The following is a 15,200-nucleotide window of genomic DNA, read 5'->3' on the forward strand; positions in this document are numbered from 1 at the left end:
TCGCAATCAGCCGTCGGTCGAGGTCGCCATCGCCGTCTGGACTGTCGCGGCGCGGGCCTGGGCCTCAGCCTGGGCGGCCTGGGTCCGGGCCGCGACCTCGGCAGCGGCCTGACGGGCCAGGGTCTGGGCGCGGGTGTTGAGCTGGCTGAGCGGCGTCTGCTCGGCCGTCAGCGTGCCGCCATGCTCGCCGTTCAGATAGACGTCGAAGTCCGAGAAATGGCTGGAGACGTCCACAACAGCGGCCACACCGGCCGGGGCGCGCCAGGCGTCTCCGGCGGCCAGCTGGCGGGCGAACAGGACGCGGCCATCGGACATGCGGACCACGAGGCTGGCGGCCTTGCGGGCCTGGATCACCACCTGGGAAGCATTGGCCGAGGCGCCATAGATGGCGCCGCGGGGGTTGAAGGCCCGCTGCACCGGCGGCGCGCCGGCGGTGGCGGCGGCGACAGCTTCCGGCGAGGCCGGGTCGACGCCGGTCAGCTCGGCCTCGAGACCGGGCGTGATGTAGAGGGCCGGAATGGTCTGGTCAGGCGGCGCGGGGCGCGGCGCGGTCAGGCTCAGGGCGGCGGGCTGGCCGGGCACGGCGCCCAGGGTCCAGCTTTCGGGAATGGCGGCGAGGTCGGACGGCTGGGGCGCACGCATCAGGCTGACACGCTGGAAGACGTTCCAGCCGACGACGGCTATGACGAGCGCAAGGCCGGCGGCGATCAGGCGGGGCGAATAGCGGCGGACTTCCTCGAAGGCCACGCCGACGGGGGCCTGGAGCGGCACCGAGGGGTCCGGGCTTTCACGCTTGAACCGCTCGACCGCGAGCTGTTCGTCGAGGCCCAGCGAGCCGGCGTAGGCGCGGACATAGCCGATGGAGAAGACGCGGTTGGGCAGGGTCGAGAAGTCGTTCTGCTCCAGCGCGGTCAGATAGCGCGACGGAACGCGGGTGATGCTGGACAGTTCGGCCAGCGAGCGGCCGGAGTGTTCGCGGGCGATCCGCAAGCCATCGCCGAGAGTCGGAGCATCGGTGACGGAAGGAACCACATCCTTCCAGTCTGGATGAGCCTTGAGCTCCTGGGAGGTTCCCCCCGTATCCAGCGCCATTACGCCTGACCCCACACTCTGCGCGCGCGAGGGTTCCTCACGCATCGCCATACTCGAACCCGTGGCCTGTATCATATCGGGATGACAGCCCGGACCTGCCCCCGCAGACCACCACGTTCCGGCTTGTGGATAACTCATTAGAGCCGCCCGATCAACGATTTGTTAGCCATCCCGACGTGTCGGACCGGGACGGTTCAGATCGTGACGTTCAACTTCCGGGCCAGGGATTCGAGCTCGCCCCGGATCGAGCCGGCGGAGGAGCCGAGAAGGTTGGCCATGCTGCGCCGGGCGGCTGTGAGATCGGCCGACAGGATCATCCGTTTGACCGGCCCGACGCCGCCGGCCGGGGCCGACAGACGGGTGAAACCGAGGGTCAGCAGGGCGAAGGCTTCCAGAGGGCGGCCAGCCAGTTCTCCGCAGACGGACACAGGCGTGCCCGTGTCGGCGCATTTCTTCTGGATCTCGGCCAGGGCGCGCAGGGCCGGCGGCGACAGGGGGTCGTAGCGTTCGGACACCAGCGGGTTCGTGCGGTCCGCGGCGAACATGTACTGGAACAGGTCATTGGTCCCGACCGAGACGAAGTCCGTCAGCGGCAGCAGGGCGTCGAGGTGCCAGAGCAGGCTGGGGCATTCGATCATCGCCCCGACCCGCAGCAGGGCCGGCAGCGCCCGGCCCCGGCGTTTGGCCCAGGCGCATTCGACATCGACCAGTTCGCGCGCGGCCCGGAACTCGTCGACCGTGGCGATCATCGGGAACATGACCCGCAGCTCGCGCCCGGCGGCGGCGGTCAGCAGGGCACGCAGCTGCAGCCGCAACAGACCGGGGCGGTCCAGTCCGAGGCGGATGGCGCGGCGGCCCAGGGCCGGGTTCTCTTCCCGCTCGGTCTCCAGATAGGGCAGCACCTTGTCGCCGCCGATATCGAGGGTGCGGAAGGTCACAGGCCGGTCGCCGGCGGTGTCGAGGACCAGTTTGTACAGGGCGGTCTGGCTGGTCAGCCGGGGCAGTTCCTCGGAGACCATGAACTGGAATTCGGTGCGGAACAGGCCGATGCCCTCGGCGCCGGTGGCGTCCAGGTTCTCCAGGTCGACCGCGAGGCCGGCGTTGGTCAGGACGGTGACGCGGGTTCCGTCCAGGGTGACGGCGGCGACGTCGCGCAGCTTGGCGAACTCGGCCTGGCGTGCGCTGCGGACCAGCATGCGCGACTGGACCGCGGCCAGCATGTCGGGGCGGGGTCGCAGATAGGTCTCGCCGGTCTCGCCGTCGACGATGACGAGGTCGCCTTCGGACAGCCGGTCGCGCACGCCCATGATGCGGCCGACGCAGGGGATCTGCAGGGCGCGGGCGACGATCGCGGCGTGGCTGGCGGCCGAGCCTTCTTCCAGCAGCAGACCCCGCAGCTTGTGGCGGGGATATTCGAGCAGGTCGGCCGGGCCGAGGTTGCGGGCGACGAGGATGGCGTCGTCGGGCAGCTCCCGCTCGCCGGGCCTGTCGCCGGCGAGCACCCGGAGAAGTCTGTTCGCCAGATCCTCGAAATCGTGCAGCCGCTCCTTGATGTAGGGATCGCGGGCCTGGGCGAAGCGGGCGCGGTGTTCGTTGCGGACCCGGTCCACGGCGGCCTCGGCGGTCAGGCCGGTGCGGACAGCCTCCTCGAGCGACCGGTTCCAGCCGCGGTCGTCGGCGAACATCCGGTAGGTCTCAAGCACCTCGAACGGCAGGCCCGCCAGCTTGCCCTGACCGCCGTCGAGGATGGAATCGATATTGGCCTTGAGCCCGATCAGGGCCTCGCGGAGGCGGATTTCCTCGACCTGCTGGTTCTCGGCCAGAAGGTTCTCGGGCGCCACGGGGGCCTCGTGCAGGACGACGTGTCCATAGGCCAGGCCCTCGGCGAAGCGCTGGCCCTTGAGCCGCTCGGGCCGGTGCGGGGCGACCTCGATGTCGCGCAGCTCTTCCTGGGCCAGCAGTTCGCCCGAGGCGACGGTCTCGGCCAGAACCATGGCGATGGTCTGGATGTCCTCGACTTCCTCATCGTCATAGCGCCGCTCGGAGCGGTTCTGGACAACCAGCACGCCGATGGCCCGGCCGCCGCGCAGCAGGGGGGCGCCGAGGAAGGCGTGGTAGGGATCCTCGCCCGTTTCCGGCCGGTAGGCGAAGCTGGGGTGGGACGGGGCGTCCGAAAGGCTGATAGGGGCGGCGGTGCGCGCCACCTCACCCACGAGACCCTCGCCGGGGCGCAGGCGGGTAGTGTGGACAGCTTCCGGCTTCAGGCCCTGGGTGGCGAACAGCTCAAGCTCGCCCGAGGCGCGGCGCAGATAGATCGAGCAGACCTCGGCCACCATCGACTGGGCGATGATGCGAACGACGGTGTCGAGCCGGTCCTGGGCCGGGGACGCGCCGGCCATGGCTTCGCGAATCTGGCGAAGGAGGTTCCGTGGCCCCGTCGTCAATCCGCCAACCGGCATGGCTCCTCCCAATGAACGACGCCGCAGATGGGCGCCGTCCGGCTCAATTCCTAGACGTCTTCCAGTCCATAGGCTGCATGAAGCGCACGAACGGCCAGTTCCGCATAGGCCGCGTCGATCAATACGCTGATCTTGATCTCGGATGTCGAGATGGCCTGAAATTTCACGCCCTTGTCCGCGAGGGCCCGGAACATGGTCTGGGCGACGCCCGCGTGGCTGCGCATGCCGACGCCGACGACCGAGACCTTGGCCACATCCTCATCGACGCGCAGTTCCTCAAAGCCCAGCTGGGGCTGGGCCGCGCGCATCAGTTCGGCGGCGCGGGCGGCGTCGCGACGGCCGGTCGTGAAGGTCAGGTTGACCGCGCCTTCGCTGCGCGCCTGGCTCTGCACGATCATGTCGACATTGACGTTGGCCTCGGCCAGGCGAGTGAAGACGTCGGCCGGCGCCTCGACCCGGTCAGACAGGCCCAGCAGGGTGATACGGGCCTCGTCACGGCTCATGGTCACGCCGGATACGATGCGTTTTTCCACGATTTCCTCCTCGTCGCAGATCAATGTGCCGGACTTGGCGGGCAGGACGCCGTGTTCGTCGGGTTCGATGAAGCTGGACAGCACCCGGACCGGCACGCGTTTGGCCATGGCCAGCTCGACCGAACGGGTCTGCAGCACCTTGGCGCCAAGCGAGGCCATCTCCAGCATCTCTTCGTAGGAAATCTTCTCGAGCCGCCGGGCCCGGGATTCGATGCGGGGGTCTGTGGTGTAGACGCCGTCCACGTCGGTGTAGATGTCGCACGGGCAGTCCAGCGCCGCCGCCACGGCCACGGCCGAGGTGTCCGAGCCGCCCCGGCCGAGAGTGGTGATCCGGCCCGACCGACTGACGCCCTGGAAGCCGGGGACGACGGCGATCTCGCCCTTGTCCATGGCGGCGCCGAGCACCTCGCCCGGCACATCCTCGATACGGGCGCGGCCATGGGCGTCGTCGGTGAGGATCGGAATCTGCCAGCCCATCCAGCTGCGCGCGTTCAGTCCCATGTTGCGCAGGGTCAGGGCCAGCAGGCCGGCGGTGACCTGCTCGCCCGAGGCGACGACGATGTCGTACTCGTCATCCGACAGTGCGATGCCCTGACCGGGACGGCCCGCGCCGTCGGTCCAGGCGACCAGTTCATTGGTCTTGCCGGCCATCGCGGAGACGACGACGGCGACCTGTTTGCCCGCGGCGGCCTCGGCGGCGACGATGCGGGCAGCGCGGCGAATGCGTTCGAGGTCGCCCATCGAGGTGCCGCCGAACTTCATCACCAGTCGCGTCGTAGGTGGCCGCGTCATCGTGGCGGATCGCCCCATCTTGCGTGGAAGGCCGCGCGGGTTCATCCCTCGGCCCATGGCCGCTTCTAACGACACGGTATCGGCGCGCAAACCCCAAAGCCGCGCGGAATTCGAGGAGGGGGCCTCGGGGCCTTCGATCGATCCCGCCGACGTGGCCCGGTTCTCGGCCCAGGCGGCGGAGTGGTGGGACGCGCGCGGACCGTTCGCGCCGCTGCACAAATTCAACCCGGCCCGGCTGGCCTTCGTGCGCGACCGGGCGGCGGAGCGGTTCGGGCGGGATGTGAAGACGCGCGGCGCCTTCGAGGGTCTGACCCTGCTGGACGTCGGCTGCGGCGGCGGGCTGATCGCGGAGCCGATGCGGCGGATGGGGTTTGAGGTCACCGCCGTCGACGCCTCGGCCGAGAATATCGGCACGGCGCGGGCCCATGCGGAGCAACAGGGGCTCGACATCACCTATCGCGCGGCGACGGTCGAACAGCTGGAGGCCGAGGGCGCGGGGCCGTTCGATGTGGTCCTGACCATGGAGGTGATTGAACACGTCGCCGATCCCGAGGCCTTCATCCGCGCCTGTTCCCGGCTGGTGAAGCCGGGCGGCATGATGATCGTCGCCACCCTGAACCGGACCCTGAAGTCGCTGGCGCTGGGCAAGGTGGCCGCAGAGTACATCCTGCGCTGGGTGCCGGCCGGGACCCACGACTGGAACCAGTTCCTCAAGCCGGAGGAAATCCGGCGGATGCTGTCGGCGGAGCCGCTGGCGGTCAGCGGACCGTTCGGGCTGGTCTATGATCCGCTGACGGATCGCTGGAGTGAAAGCGACGACGCCGGGATCAACTACATGATGGTGGCGACGCGCGACTGAGCCGGTTCATCGGCGGTTCATCGACCTGACCTCGAAGTAACGGGACAGGGAAGCTTCACGGTGGGATGAGAGGCTTCCCCTCCACCTCCCGAACAGGAGCCCCAAATGAAGCGCCTTCTCGTCCTCGCCGCCCTGTCGGCGGCCCTGATGACCTCGGCCTGCGTCACCGTGATCGACGCCGACCACGACGACGACCTCGCCTGGCACGGCCAGAACGCCCAGCCTTTCGACTCCGCCCGCGCCGAATGCCGTGCCGCCACCGGCAAGGGCCAGCGCAGCGAAGCCTTCCGCGGCTGCATGGCCGAGAAGGGCTGGACCCGCAGCTAGGCGGTCAGTCGCCGGATCATGTAGCGGGCGCCTTCGCCGTAGCCGGCCAGCTTTTCCGCCATGCCCGGCGCATCGTCCACGACGAAGCCGTGCCGTTCCCAGAACGGCGCGGCGTCGTTGACAGCCACCAGGGTCAAGGCCGGCCAGCCGGCGGCGCGGGCGTCCCGCGCCAGCCGCTCTACGATGGGGCGCGACCAGCCGCCGCCGCGCACGGCCGGCTCGATGGCGAGATCGTGCAGATACATCACCGAAGCCTCGTCCGGGATCGCCGCAATCAGGGTGTTGAGCGCGGGCGCCGCATCGGCCGTCCACGGATAGGCGACCAGATAGCCGTGCGGCGCACCATCCTCGCCGGCCAGAACGAAGCAGCCGGCCGGGTTGAGCGCCAGCCGGTTCTCGAAACAGTCGCGACCCTCGAAATGGTCGGGGAAGCCGATGGCGGCGATGGCGGCGACGGCGTCCAGATCGGCCGCCGTCATCGCCCGCCAGTTCAGCCCGTCCTGGTTCAGGCGGGGCAGCGCGTGTTGAGTGGGGCTGCCGTGAAGGTCCATTCCATGCTCCGCGCCTGACCGCCGATGTCGCCCTCGATCCGGGCGTTGAGGGCGTCGCCGTCGCGTTCATAGATGATGCGGGTCGGGAAGTCGTTTTCCGGATTGGCGAAGACCGCCCGGTTCGGGCCGCTCTCGGCGAGAACGAAGACCGTGGGCGCCGCGCCGCCGGGCTGGGCGACATAGGCGAAGCCCTGGGCCGTGCGCCGGAGGTGCGAGACCTCGAACGAGACCCGGCCGTTCTCGACCGTCAGGGCGTGACCGACGCTGAGACCGCCTCGCGGGTCGCTCCAGGTCTCGGAGGCCTCGCGGCCGTTGGCGCAGTCCAGCCAGTAGCCGGCCATCCATGACAGGTCGGGGGTCGCCGGTGCGGCGGTCTGGATCAGGGCGGCGGCGAGGGCGGCGGTCAGCATGGAGAGTTCCCTTGGATTCGGCGTCGGCGGCACCCTAGTGCGGCGACAGCGGTCCGGGCTTGTAGGTTTGCGACGCCAGGCGCCGGGCCAGACCGGCCTGGTCGCGGGCCCACTGCGTGGCCGTGCAGCCGAGGAAGCGGCGGAAGTCGCGGGCCAGCTGCGGCTGGTCGAAATAGCCGGCCTCCAGCCCCGCCTCGAGCCAGCCGAGCGCCTCGGGACCCGGCTCGGCGGCGAGGTCGAAGACGCGGCGGAAGCGGAAGATGGAACGCAGGATGCGGGGCGGGACACCGACCCGGTCTCGGAAGCGGCGCTGCAGGGCGCGCTGCTCGCCCGGCGAACGATCCGCCCCCGGACGATCGGCGGCGGCAGCCTCGATTTCGGCCCGGACGGCAGGGTCGAGCGCCCAGCCGTTGCGGCGGCGATGATCCTCGAGGATGCGGACCATCACCGTGACCTGGCCCTCCGGATCACCCGAGGGCGCCATAACGCCGACGAGCCGGGCGGTCATGTCGAGGCGGCGGTCGGTCGCATCCGCGGCCGCATGGCCCAGCCAGTCGCGGGCGCCGTCGGGCTCGAACCGGACAGCGACCAGTTCGACCGGACCGACCGGGCGCAGGGCCAGCGGGCGGGTCATCTGGCCGGCGAACAGGGCTTGCGGCTGTATACGGAAGACGCCGTCCTCGCCCTGCTCCTCATAGGGGGCGCCGATGTCGAGGATCAGTTCGGGGCAGCCGTCGGGGGCGATGCGCTGGACGGTTGGTTCGGGCGCCGGGGCGGCATAGGTCCAGATCGCGCGCACAAAGGGGCGCAGCGCCGCCGGCGGTTCGAACTCCAGATAACGCTCCCCCTCCCCCACCGGTCAGTGGGCCTTGGCGGGATCGGGCGGGAGCGGCGGCAGGGGGGCGCAAGGAACGCCGTCGTCCTTGAGCTTCTTCACCTCGGCGGGGGTGGCCTCGCCATAGATCTCGCGCTTCTCGGACCGGCCCTCGTGGATATCGCGGGCCTCGCGGGCGAAGGCGTCGCCGACATAGTCGAAATTCTGCTCGACGTGCGACCGCACCTCGCGGGCGGCCTGCATCATCAGGGTCCGCATCTTTTCGGGATCAGCAGAGAGGGTGGACTTGCGGGTCCCCGCCACGGCCGGGGCCATGATCTGTTTGGACACGCCGCGCGAACCGCAATGGGGGCATTCGACCAGCCCGCGCGCGGCCTGATCGTCATAGGCGGCCGAGTCGCCGAACCAGGCCTCAAAGCCATGGCCGCCGTCGCACTGGAGAGCGTAGCGGATCATGCCGGCTCCGCGAATGCGCGGTCGTGGGTCAGCTGGGGCACGGCGTTGCGGGCGCGCGTCACGGCGTCGAAATCCAGCATGGCGAACAGGACGCCCGGTTCGTCGTGGTCGAGTTTGGCGACCACCTCGCCCCACGGCCCCACAACGGTCGATCGGCCCCAGGTGCGGCGGCCATCCTCATGCAGGCCGGCCTGGGCGGGGGCAAGTATCCAGCAACCGGTCTCGATGGCGCGGGCGCGGAGCAGGGTCTCCCAGTGGGCGTCGCCCGTCGGGACGGTGAAGGCGGCGGGAACCGAGATCATCCCGGCGCCGGCCTTCGCCAGGGCGCGATACAGATGCGGGAAGCGGATGTCGTAGCAGATGGTCAGGCCGAGTCGGGCCCAGGGCGTGTCGGCCACGACAGCGCCGTCGCCCGGTCGGATGGCGGCGCTTTCGCGCCAGCGCTCGCCCGTCGGCAGGTCGACGTCATAGACGTGCAGCTTGTCATAGGTTGCGACCACCGCGCCCGCGTCGTCGATCAGCAGGGAGCGGTTTGCGGCGCGGTCATCGCCCTCATGCCCCGACTTCACGATGGCCGAGCCGATCAGCAGCCAGACGCCGAGCTCCTGGGCAAGGGCGCGGAGGTTGCCGATGACCGCGTCGCGGTCCTGGGTGGTCAGGGCGGCGGCGCGGGCGGCCGGGTCCTTGATCAGGAAATTGGTCGCTTCCGGCGTCAGGATCAGCTTGGCCCCGCCCGCCGCCGCATCGCGGATCAGGGGCTCGACATGGGCGAAGGCCGCCGCCGGACTGGCCGGGGTGCGGGTCTGGATCAGGGCGATCGGAAGCGTTGCCATCAGGCCTCGAGCAATGGGTCCAGCGCGCCCTTGCGGTCAAGGGCGTGGATCTCGTCGGAGCCGCCGACGTGTTTTCCGTCGATGAAGATCTGCGGGAAGGTCATGCGCCCGCCCGAACGCTGGATCATCTCCTGCTTCTTCGCCGGGTCGTGCGAGGCGACGATTTCGGTGAAGTCAGCGCCCTTGCGCTCGAGCAGATCCTTGGCGGCGTGGCAGTAGCCACAGCCGGGCTTGGTGTAGATGACGACGTCGGCCAATGCGGAACTCCAGTCAATTTTCGCCGCTTTCAAACAGCGAGCACAGGGTCAGGCTTATGTAGGCAATTGCCGTGCCGTGCGCACCCGGGCGACGACGGCCAGGTCCACGGCGCGGGCGCCGGCCTCGATCAACGCGCGGGCGCAGGCCTCGGCGGTGGCGCCCGTGGTCAACACATCGTCGACCAGAAGGATGCGGCGGCCCTTGATCTGACGACGCCCCGCCTCGCTGACCGCGAAGGCCTTTGCGACATTCAGGCGGCGGCCGCGCGCGGACTTGCCGCCCTGGGTGGTCGTGTGGGCCGTACGGATCAGGGCGTCGGGCAGATAGTCGAGGCGGGCCTCTCGGGCCAGCGGCCGGGCGATCTCCGCAGCCTGGTTGAAGCGCCGCGAGAGCAGGCGGAACCGGTGCAGGGGCACGGGCACGACGGCGTCGGCCTCGTCCAGCAGGGGCGCGGCCGAGCGGGCGATCCAGCGGGCGAACAGGGGGGCGAAGGGCTGATGGTCGCCGTGCTTGAACCTGAGGATCAGGCCGCGCGAGGCCTCGTCATAGACGCAGGCGGCGCGGGACCGGGCGAAGGCGTAGGGTTCGGCCAGGCAGGCGGCGCAGCGGGGTGAGGCGAAAGGGCCGCCGTCCATCTCGAACCCCGCGCCGCAGCCGTCGCAGACGGGGTCTTCAAGGAAGGTGACCCGGCTCCACGCCCCGGCGGTCAGCCCGGGAGAGGCGGCGGCCTCGGGGCTGTCGTGGGCCAGCGGCGGGAGCAGCAGGTCGGCCAGGCCGCGGCCCAGGGCGCGGGCGCCGAGCGCGACCTGCGGGACGGCGGCTTTCAATCGGTCGCGCCAGACCCCATCCTGAAGCCGCATGAGCCCCTCCTCCGATCCTCCCCGCATCTTCGACGTTCAGCGCCGCGCGGCAAGGCTTGAACGCAGTGAAAGGACACTCGCCCGCGCCGACTTCCTGCATGGGCGGGCGGCGGAAAATGCCGTCGGCAGTCTGGAGGCGTTGATGCGGAACTGGCCGGAGGCGGCCGATCTGTCGGCGCATCCGGGGGCTTTCGCCGCCGCGCTGGCGGACAGCCCGGCGGCCGAACGGGTCGGGCCGGTGAAGACCGTGGGCGACCGGGCCGCGCGGGCGGGTCCGGGCGTGACGCCGCCCGATCTGGCGGCCGGGTCGCAGGACCTGATCGTCTCGCTGATGAGCCTGCACTGGGCCAATGACCTGCCCGGCGCCCTGAGTCAGATACGGCGGGCGCTGAAGCCGGACGGGCTGTTCCTCGGCACGCTTCTGGGGGCCGGGACGCTGAAGGAGCTGCGCGCGGTCCTGACCGAGGCGGAGCTGGAGGCGCGCGGCGGCGCCCAGGCACGGGTCTCGCCCTTCGCCGACGGCTTCGACGGGGCAGCCCTGTTGCAGCGGGCCGGCTTCGCCCTGCCGGTGGCGGACGTGGACCGGGTGACGGTGCGCTATCCCGACCTGCTGGCCCTGATCCGCGACCTGCGCGCCATGGGCGAGACCAATGTACTGGCGGGCGCCGTACGGCCGCTGACGCGGGGCATCCTCGCTCGGGCCGCGCAGCTCTATGTCGAACGCTACGCCGACGCTGACGGCCGCATCCCGGCGACCTTCGAAATCGTCCACCTGGCCGGCTGGGCTCCGCATGAGAGCCAGCAGAAGCCGCTGCCGCGCGGCTCGGCGAAGATGCGGCTGGCGGATGCGCTGGGGGTCAGGGAACAGACGGGCGAGGACGGCGTCTAGCCGCCCATGGCGGCCCGGATCTTGTCCATCGCGGTGTTGAATATGCCGCTGCCCGTGCCGCCGAAGGCCTGCAGGGCGCCCAGGATGACGAGGAACATCAGGGCGAGGATCATGCCGTATTCGATGGCGGTCGCGCCGCTTTCGTCGCGCCCGAAGCGGGAGAGGAAGCGTCTCATCATCGGCCCCCTCCTTTCGGCGGCTAGAGCAGGTCGCGCAGCCAGGCGACCAGAGGTTCGTCCGCCGGAGGCATGGGAAAGTCCGAAAGCTGGTTCGGCCGGACCCATTTCAGCGCCGCGTGCTCGCGGTTCTGCACCACCCCCGACCAGCGTCGGCAGAGGTACAATGGCATCAACAGGTGAAACGAATCGTAAGCGTGGCTCGCAAAAACGAACGGAGCCAGGCAGGCTTCGTTGACGTCGATACCGAGCTCTTCCTGCAATTCCCGGATCAGGGCCTGTTCAGGCCGCTCGCCGGCCTCGACCTTGCCGCCCGGAAACTCCCACAGGCCGGCCAGTTTCTTGCCCTCGGGCCGCTGGGCGATCAGCACCCGGCCGTCGGTATCGATCAGGGCCACGGCGACGACGAGGACGGTGGGGAGGGTCATGGCCATTGGCGTCCGAGGTATCGGATGTTTGTGATCCACACCGTGTGATCGTCGAATGCGTACAGAACCACCACGCGGCGATCGAATGTGATGCGGTGAACCAACTCGTCCAGAGGTCGGTCCATCCGGGGAAAATCGGTCAGCGGCTCGCAACGCCGCCGGATATCGTCAACGAATCTCAACGCCGCTGACGGCGAGTCCCAGGCTATCAGGTCATAGACACTGGCAAGGTCGAACTCTGCCGTCGGCAAGAACAGCAGTCGGCGGCTCAAGCGTCGTCCCGTTTCAATCGCGCCTCATGGCGGGCCAGCAGGTTTTTCCAGACTTCGTCTGACGTGAGCGGCGGACGCGGGTCGGCCATGGCGCGCTCGTACTGGCTGCGTGCCCAGGCAACGGCACCGGGCGACGGCTCTTCACCGGTCAGGTCGTCATACAGCTCGGCGCTGATGAAAGGAGTGACCTCGTCAGCGTAGCGATCATCGAGCTTCGGTTTCACGCTCATGGCCCGAGTCTACCACGAAAATCACGATCGATAATCGCCGTTGATCTCGACGTACCGCTTGGTCAGGTCGCAGGTCCAGACCGTGGCGGAGGCGCGGCCCGAGCAGACGTCGACGGTGATGTCGATCTCGGCCTTCTTCATATAGGCGCTCATCTTCGCCTCGTCGTAGTTCGGGGCGGGGGCGCCGTCGATCGCCGCCACATGGGGGCCGAAGCGGATGGCGAGGCTGTCGCGGTCGACCGGCTCCTCGGTCTTGCCGACGGCCATGACGACCCGGCCCCAGTTGGCGTCCTCGCCGGCCAGGGCGGTCTTGACCAGCGGGCTGTCGGCGATCGACTTGGCCAGCTTGCGGGCGGACGCTGGCGAAGCGGCCCCGTCCACGGTGACCTTGACGAATTTGGTCGCGCCCTCGCCGTCGCGGACCAGCTGGTGGGCGAGGTCGAGCATGACCTTGTCCAGCGCCGCCGAAAACGCCTTCAGCCGGCGGTCGCCGACCCGGCCGATGCGCGGGGCTCCGCTCGCGCCCGTGGCGAACAGCAGGCAGGTGTCATTGGTCGAGGTGTCGCCGTCGACGGTCACGCTGTTGAAGGTGGTGCGGACGTGCAGGCCCAGCAGGGCGCGCAGCACCGGCGGGGCGATGGCGGCGTCGGTGACGATGAAGCCCAGCATGGTGGCCATGTCGGGGGCGATCATGCCCGATCCCTTGGCGATCCCGGCGATGCGGACCTTGCGGCCCTCGATCTCGCACTCGGCGTACGATCCCTTGGGGAAGGTGTCGGTGGTCATGATGGCCTGACCCGCGCGCGCCCAGGCGTCAGGGTCCAGTCCGGCCTCGATATCCGGCATCCGGGCCACGATCTTGCGGTCATCCAGCACCACGCCGATCACGCCGGTGGAGGCCAGCATGACGTCGCGCTGTCGGCAGCCGAAGCGTTTGGCGACCTCGGAGGCGGTGCGCCGGGCCGCATCGGCCCCGGCCTTGCCGGTGAAGGCGTTGGCGCAGCCGGCGTTGACCACCAGGGCCCGCACGTTCTGCCCGCCCTCGGACGTATCCAGCTGGCGTTTGCACCAGTCGACGGGCGCGGAGCCGATCTTGTGCCGGGTGAAGACACCGGCGCAGGTCGTGCCGCGGGCGAAACGGAACACGACCAGATCGTCGCGCTCGTGTTTGTAGAAGCCGGCCCGGGCGGTCGCGATCTCGACCCCGCCGATGGGCGGAATGGTCGGAAAAGGCACAGCCAGCGGCGAAATCTCAAGCCCGGGCTTGCCCGGCGCGGGAGACGTCAGCGCTTTTGGGGGCGGCGGGGTGGTGGCGCGTTTCAGGGCCGTGGCGAGAGGATCGAAGGCCTTTTCGATGGCCTGCTCGATCTTCTGGCCGGTCGAGGCGCGGCCGGCCCCGGGCGGACGGCTCATGACGCCGTCTTCGGTGCAGGAGCCGCGGCCACCGGCGGCGGCGCGGCGGGCGCGGCAGACGTGCCGGCCGAGGGGGCGGGCGGGCGCGGCGCCGAGGCCGGCTCCTGCGAGCGGGGCGTGTCGCCGGGCAGAAGCACCTCGACCTCGGCCTTGCCGCGCAACTCCTCGAGCAACTGACGCACGCCCTCATAGGTCAGGTAGCGGACGATCTGCGGCCGCGCCTGCTCCAGCGTGGGCGGGGTTTCGCGACGGCGGTCCTCGACCCGCAGCACGGCCCAGCCGCCCTCGGTCTGGAACGGGCCGACGGTCGAGCCGGCGGGCCGGTCGCGCAGGGCATTCTTGTACGCTTCCGGCATGACGTCGATCGTCCGGTAGCCGAGATCACCGCCCGAATAGCGGGTCGCGTCGTCGATCGAGCTCTCGGCTGCCACGGCCTCGAAGGCCGCCCCCTGCGCCAGGATGCCGATGACGGCGTCGGCCTCGGGCCGGGTTCGCGACAGGATCAGGCGGACGCGGATTTCCTCCGACGTCTGCGCCAGACGCACCTGCTCCTGATAGATGGTCTCGACCGCACGGTCGGAGATCGAGCCGTTGACCACGGTCTCGACCAGCATGTCGCCGAGAATGCGCTCGCGGGTCGCCTCCAGCCGGCGCTGGGCGAGGGCTGAGTTGTCGAGGCCACGGCGTTCGGCCTCGCGGGCCAGCAGTTTCTGGTCGATGACCTCGTCCAGTACGCGGCGGAACAGGTCGGAGGTCACATCCAGCGGTTCGCCCTCGCCGACCAGGCCTTGCGCTACCGCCTCGCGCTTGACGTCGGAGGCCCAGATGGTCTGGCCCTGGACCTCGGCGACGGACCGGTCGCCGGGCTCCGGCGCGCGGTCGGAGCCGCCGCCGCGACCGCAGGCCGCAAGGGCCAGAAACGCCGCAAGAAGGACGGGGACGAAGGGGCTGGAAGGCCGCATTTGGGCGCGCTCCGTCACGGGGCGGCAAAGCCCCTCGCGTTGACAGGGATAAGGCCGGTGCTTAAGTCCCGCCTGCGCCCAAGTCGAGGGGTTTTCGAACGATCGCGCGGCCCTCGCGCGCGCCTGTGACAGGCGCACCGGGCCGTCGTCGCCGATGCCCCCTCCCCCCGCGCAGTCGTCGCCGCTCCTTCGGGACCTTTCAGTACCAGAGCCCCTGTCGCTCGCCCGCCTTCGGATCATCCATGCTCGGCATCGCCAAGAAGATTTTCGGCTCCTCCAATGACCGCAAGGTCAAGGACTTCATGGGCCGGGTTCAGAAGATCAATGCGCTGGAGGAAAAGTTCGCCGCCCTGTCGGACGACGAGCTGCGCATGATGACAGACGCCTTCCGTGACCGGATCGCGGCCGGTGAGACGCTGGACAAGGTGCTGAACGAGGCCTTCGCCGTGGCGCGCGAGGCGTCCAAGCGGGTGCTGGGCCAGCGCCAGTATGACGTTCAGCTGGCCGGCGGCATGATCCTGCATGACGGCGGCATCGCCGAGATGCGCACCGGCGAGGGCAAGAC

At 69.8% G+C, this 15,200-nt stretch carries 19 protein-coding genes and 1 pseudogene; 4 read left to right on the top strand and 16 right to left on the bottom strand.

Going from position 1 to position 15,200, the window contains the following annotated elements; all coding sequences use genetic code 11:
* Positions 1-6 precede the first annotated feature (6 nt).
* The 3 genes from B3E43_RS15825 to B3E43_RS15835 all read right to left on the bottom strand — a co-directional run bounded on the left by B3E43_RS15825 (position 7) and on the right by B3E43_RS15835 (position 4,876).
* Entirely contained in the window at positions 7-1,092 is a 1,086-nt protein-coding gene (locus tag B3E43_RS15825; protein WP_292031234.1) for a helix-turn-helix domain-containing protein, read from the bottom strand.
* 194 nt (positions 1,093-1,286) lie between these two features.
* Complete coding sequence (gene ptsP / locus B3E43_RS15830) at positions 1,287-3,491, bottom strand: phosphoenolpyruvate--protein phosphotransferase (protein ID WP_292031236.1); 2,205 nt, start codon at positions 3,489-3,491, stop codon at positions 1,287-1,289.
* Between the two features lie 110 nt (positions 3,492-3,601).
* Complete coding sequence (locus B3E43_RS15835) at positions 3,602-4,876, bottom strand: aspartate kinase (RefSeq protein WP_292031238.1); 1,275 nt, start codon at positions 4,874-4,876, stop codon at positions 3,602-3,604.
* Positions 4,877-4,931: 55 nt separating this feature from the next.
* On the opposite strand from B3E43_RS15835, the gene ubiG reads away from it, so the two are divergent.
* A complete protein-coding gene (gene ubiG, locus B3E43_RS15840) occupies positions 4,932-5,735 on the top strand; it encodes a bifunctional 2-polyprenyl-6-hydroxyphenol methylase/3-demethylubiquinol 3-O-methyltransferase UbiG (RefSeq protein WP_292031240.1) in 804 nt (267 codons plus the stop codon).
* Positions 5,736-5,840: 105 nt separating this feature from the next.
* The gene (locus B3E43_RS15845; RefSeq protein WP_292031242.1) at positions 5,841-6,062 is read left to right on the top strand and encodes a hypothetical protein; all 222 of its coding nucleotides are present in this window, start codon (positions 5,841-5,843) and stop codon (positions 6,060-6,062) included.
* Here B3E43_RS15845 and B3E43_RS15850 read toward each other — a convergent pair.
* The 7 genes from B3E43_RS15850 to B3E43_RS15880 are packed head-to-tail and all read right to left on the bottom strand — an operon-like array spanning position 6,059 to position 10,265.
* Positions 6,059-6,613, bottom strand: a complete 555-nt coding sequence (locus B3E43_RS15850) for a GNAT family N-acetyltransferase (RefSeq protein ID WP_292031244.1) — start codon at positions 6,611-6,613, stop codon at positions 6,059-6,061. The genes B3E43_RS15845 and B3E43_RS15850 overlap by 4 nt on opposite strands.
* Positions 6,568-7,023, bottom strand: a complete 456-nt coding sequence (locus B3E43_RS15855; protein WP_292031245.1) for a DUF6265 family protein — start codon at positions 7,021-7,023, stop codon at positions 6,568-6,570. Before B3E43_RS15855 ends, B3E43_RS15850 begins: the two co-directional genes overlap by 46 nt.
* Before the next feature lie 34 nt (positions 7,024-7,057).
* Positions 7,058-7,879, bottom strand: a complete 822-nt coding sequence (locus B3E43_RS15860) for an AraC family transcriptional regulator (RefSeq protein WP_292031247.1) — start codon at positions 7,877-7,879, stop codon at positions 7,058-7,060.
* A 3-nt stretch (positions 7,880-7,882) separates the two neighbouring features.
* A complete protein-coding gene (locus tag B3E43_RS15865) occupies positions 7,883-8,314 on the bottom strand; it encodes a DUF1178 family protein (RefSeq protein WP_292031249.1) in 432 nt (143 codons plus the stop codon).
* Positions 8,311-9,150: a carbon-nitrogen hydrolase family protein gene (locus tag B3E43_RS15870; protein ID WP_292031332.1), complete on the bottom strand. Its 840-nt coding sequence runs from the start codon at positions 9,148-9,150 to the stop codon at positions 8,311-8,313. Before B3E43_RS15870 ends, B3E43_RS15865 begins: the two co-directional genes overlap by 4 nt.
* On the bottom strand, positions 9,147-9,404 hold the full coding sequence (grxC, locus tag B3E43_RS15875; RefSeq protein WP_292031251.1) for a glutaredoxin 3: 258 nt from the start codon (positions 9,402-9,404) through the stop codon (positions 9,147-9,149). Before grxC ends, B3E43_RS15870 begins: the two co-directional genes overlap by 4 nt.
* Positions 9,405-9,458: 54 nt before the next feature.
* Complete coding sequence (locus B3E43_RS15880; protein ID WP_292031253.1) at positions 9,459-10,265, bottom strand: ComF family protein; 807 nt, start codon at positions 10,263-10,265, stop codon at positions 9,459-9,461.
* Here B3E43_RS15880 and B3E43_RS15885 point away from each other — a divergent pair.
* Positions 10,264-11,154 (top strand): methyltransferase domain-containing protein, encoded by an 891-nt coding sequence (locus B3E43_RS15885; protein ID WP_292031255.1) that lies wholly within the window; start codon positions 10,264-10,266, stop codon positions 11,152-11,154. The two genes, B3E43_RS15880 and B3E43_RS15885, sit on opposite strands and share 2 nt — an antisense overlap.
* On the opposite strand, the gene B3E43_RS15890 is transcribed toward B3E43_RS15885, so the two are convergent.
* Genes B3E43_RS15890 through B3E43_RS15915 form a run of 6 tightly spaced genes read right to left on the bottom strand, consistent with a single transcriptional unit; the run spans position 11,151 to position 14,635 of the window.
* On the bottom strand, positions 11,151-11,333 hold the full coding sequence (locus B3E43_RS15890) for a Flp family type IVb pilin (RefSeq protein WP_349677593.1): 183 nt from the start codon (positions 11,331-11,333) through the stop codon (positions 11,151-11,153). The two genes, B3E43_RS15885 and B3E43_RS15890, sit on opposite strands and share 4 nt — an antisense overlap.
* A 20-nt stretch (positions 11,334-11,353) precedes the next feature.
* The gene (locus tag B3E43_RS15895) at positions 11,354-11,758 is read right to left on the bottom strand and encodes a (deoxy)nucleoside triphosphate pyrophosphohydrolase (RefSeq protein ID WP_292031256.1); all 405 of its coding nucleotides are present in this window, start codon (positions 11,756-11,758) and stop codon (positions 11,354-11,356) included.
* Positions 11,755-12,030, bottom strand: coding sequence for a type II toxin-antitoxin system RelE/ParE family toxin (locus B3E43_RS15900; RefSeq protein WP_292031258.1), 276 nt, complete (start codon positions 12,028-12,030; stop codon positions 11,755-11,757). Before B3E43_RS15900 ends, B3E43_RS15895 begins: the two co-directional genes overlap by 4 nt.
* Entirely contained in the window at positions 12,027-12,260 is a 234-nt protein-coding gene (locus B3E43_RS15905) for a hypothetical protein (protein ID WP_292031260.1), read from the bottom strand. Before B3E43_RS15905 ends, B3E43_RS15900 begins: the two co-directional genes overlap by 4 nt.
* A 21-nt stretch (positions 12,261-12,281) precedes the next feature.
* Positions 12,282-13,673: a bifunctional glutamate N-acetyltransferase/amino-acid acetyltransferase ArgJ gene (gene argJ / locus B3E43_RS15910; RefSeq protein WP_292031262.1), complete on the bottom strand. Its 1,392-nt coding sequence runs from the start codon at positions 13,671-13,673 to the stop codon at positions 12,282-12,284.
* Positions 13,670-14,635 (bottom strand): peptidylprolyl isomerase, encoded by a 966-nt coding sequence (locus B3E43_RS15915; RefSeq protein WP_292031265.1) that lies wholly within the window; start codon positions 14,633-14,635, stop codon positions 13,670-13,672. The genes argJ and B3E43_RS15915 overlap by 4 nt, the downstream gene beginning before the upstream one ends.
* Positions 14,636-14,877: 242 nt before the next feature.
* Here B3E43_RS15915 and B3E43_RS15920 point away from each other — a divergent pair.
* Positions 14,878-15,200, top strand: a pseudogene (locus B3E43_RS15920) (preprotein translocase subunit SecA); the annotation flags it as partial.

This window comes from Brevundimonas sp. UBA2416 (genome assembly GCF_002343105.1).
Taxonomy (GTDB): domain Bacteria; phylum Pseudomonadota; class Alphaproteobacteria; order Caulobacterales; family Caulobacteraceae; genus Brevundimonas.

Coding starts and splice junctions, on each gene's coding strand:
- B3E43_RS15835 (WP_292031238.1), bottom strand. CDS start 4,876: ATGACGCGGCCACCTACGACGCGACTGGTGATGAAGTTCGGCGGCACC.
- B3E43_RS15845 (WP_292031242.1), top strand. CDS start 5,841: ATGAAGCGCCTTCTCGTCCTCGCCGCCCTGTCGGCGGCCCTGATGACC.
- B3E43_RS15850 (WP_292031244.1), bottom strand. CDS start 6,613: ATGGACCTTCACGGCAGCCCCACTCAACACGCGCTGCCCCGCCTGAAC.
- argJ (WP_292031262.1), bottom strand. CDS start 13,673: ATGAGCCGTCCGCCCGGGGCCGGCCGCGCCTCGACCGGCCAGAAGATC.
- ubiG (WP_292031240.1), top strand. CDS start 4,932: ATGGCCGCTTCTAACGACACGGTATCGGCGCGCAAACCCCAAAGCCGC.
- B3E43_RS15865 (WP_292031249.1), bottom strand. CDS start 8,314: ATGATCCGCTACGCTCTCCAGTGCGACGGCGGCCATGGCTTTGAGGCC.
- B3E43_RS15880 (WP_292031253.1), bottom strand. CDS start 10,265: ATGCGGCTTCAGGATGGGGTCTGGCGCGACCGATTGAAAGCCGCCGTC.
- B3E43_RS15855 (WP_292031245.1), bottom strand. CDS start 7,023: ATGCTGACCGCCGCCCTCGCCGCCGCCCTGATCCAGACCGCCGCACCG.
- B3E43_RS15915 (WP_292031265.1), bottom strand. CDS start 14,635: ATGCGGCCTTCCAGCCCCTTCGTCCCCGTCCTTCTTGCGGCGTTTCTG.
- B3E43_RS15895 (WP_292031256.1), bottom strand. CDS start 11,758: ATGACCCTCCCCACCGTCCTCGTCGTCGCCGTGGCCCTGATCGATACC.
- ptsP (WP_292031236.1), bottom strand. CDS start 3,491: ATGGCCGGCGCGTCCCCGGCCCAGGACCGGCTCGACACCGTCGTTCGC.
- B3E43_RS15885 (WP_292031255.1), top strand. CDS start 10,264: ATGAGCCCCTCCTCCGATCCTCCCCGCATCTTCGACGTTCAGCGCCGC.
- B3E43_RS15825 (WP_292031234.1), bottom strand. CDS start 1,092: ATGGCGCTGGATACGGGGGGAACCTCCCAGGAGCTCAAGGCTCATCCA.
- B3E43_RS15905 (WP_292031260.1), bottom strand. CDS start 12,260: ATGAGCGTGAAACCGAAGCTCGATGATCGCTACGCTGACGAGGTCACT.
- B3E43_RS15890 (WP_349677593.1), bottom strand. CDS start 11,333: ATGATGAGACGCTTCCTCTCCCGCTTCGGGCGCGACGAAAGCGGCGCG.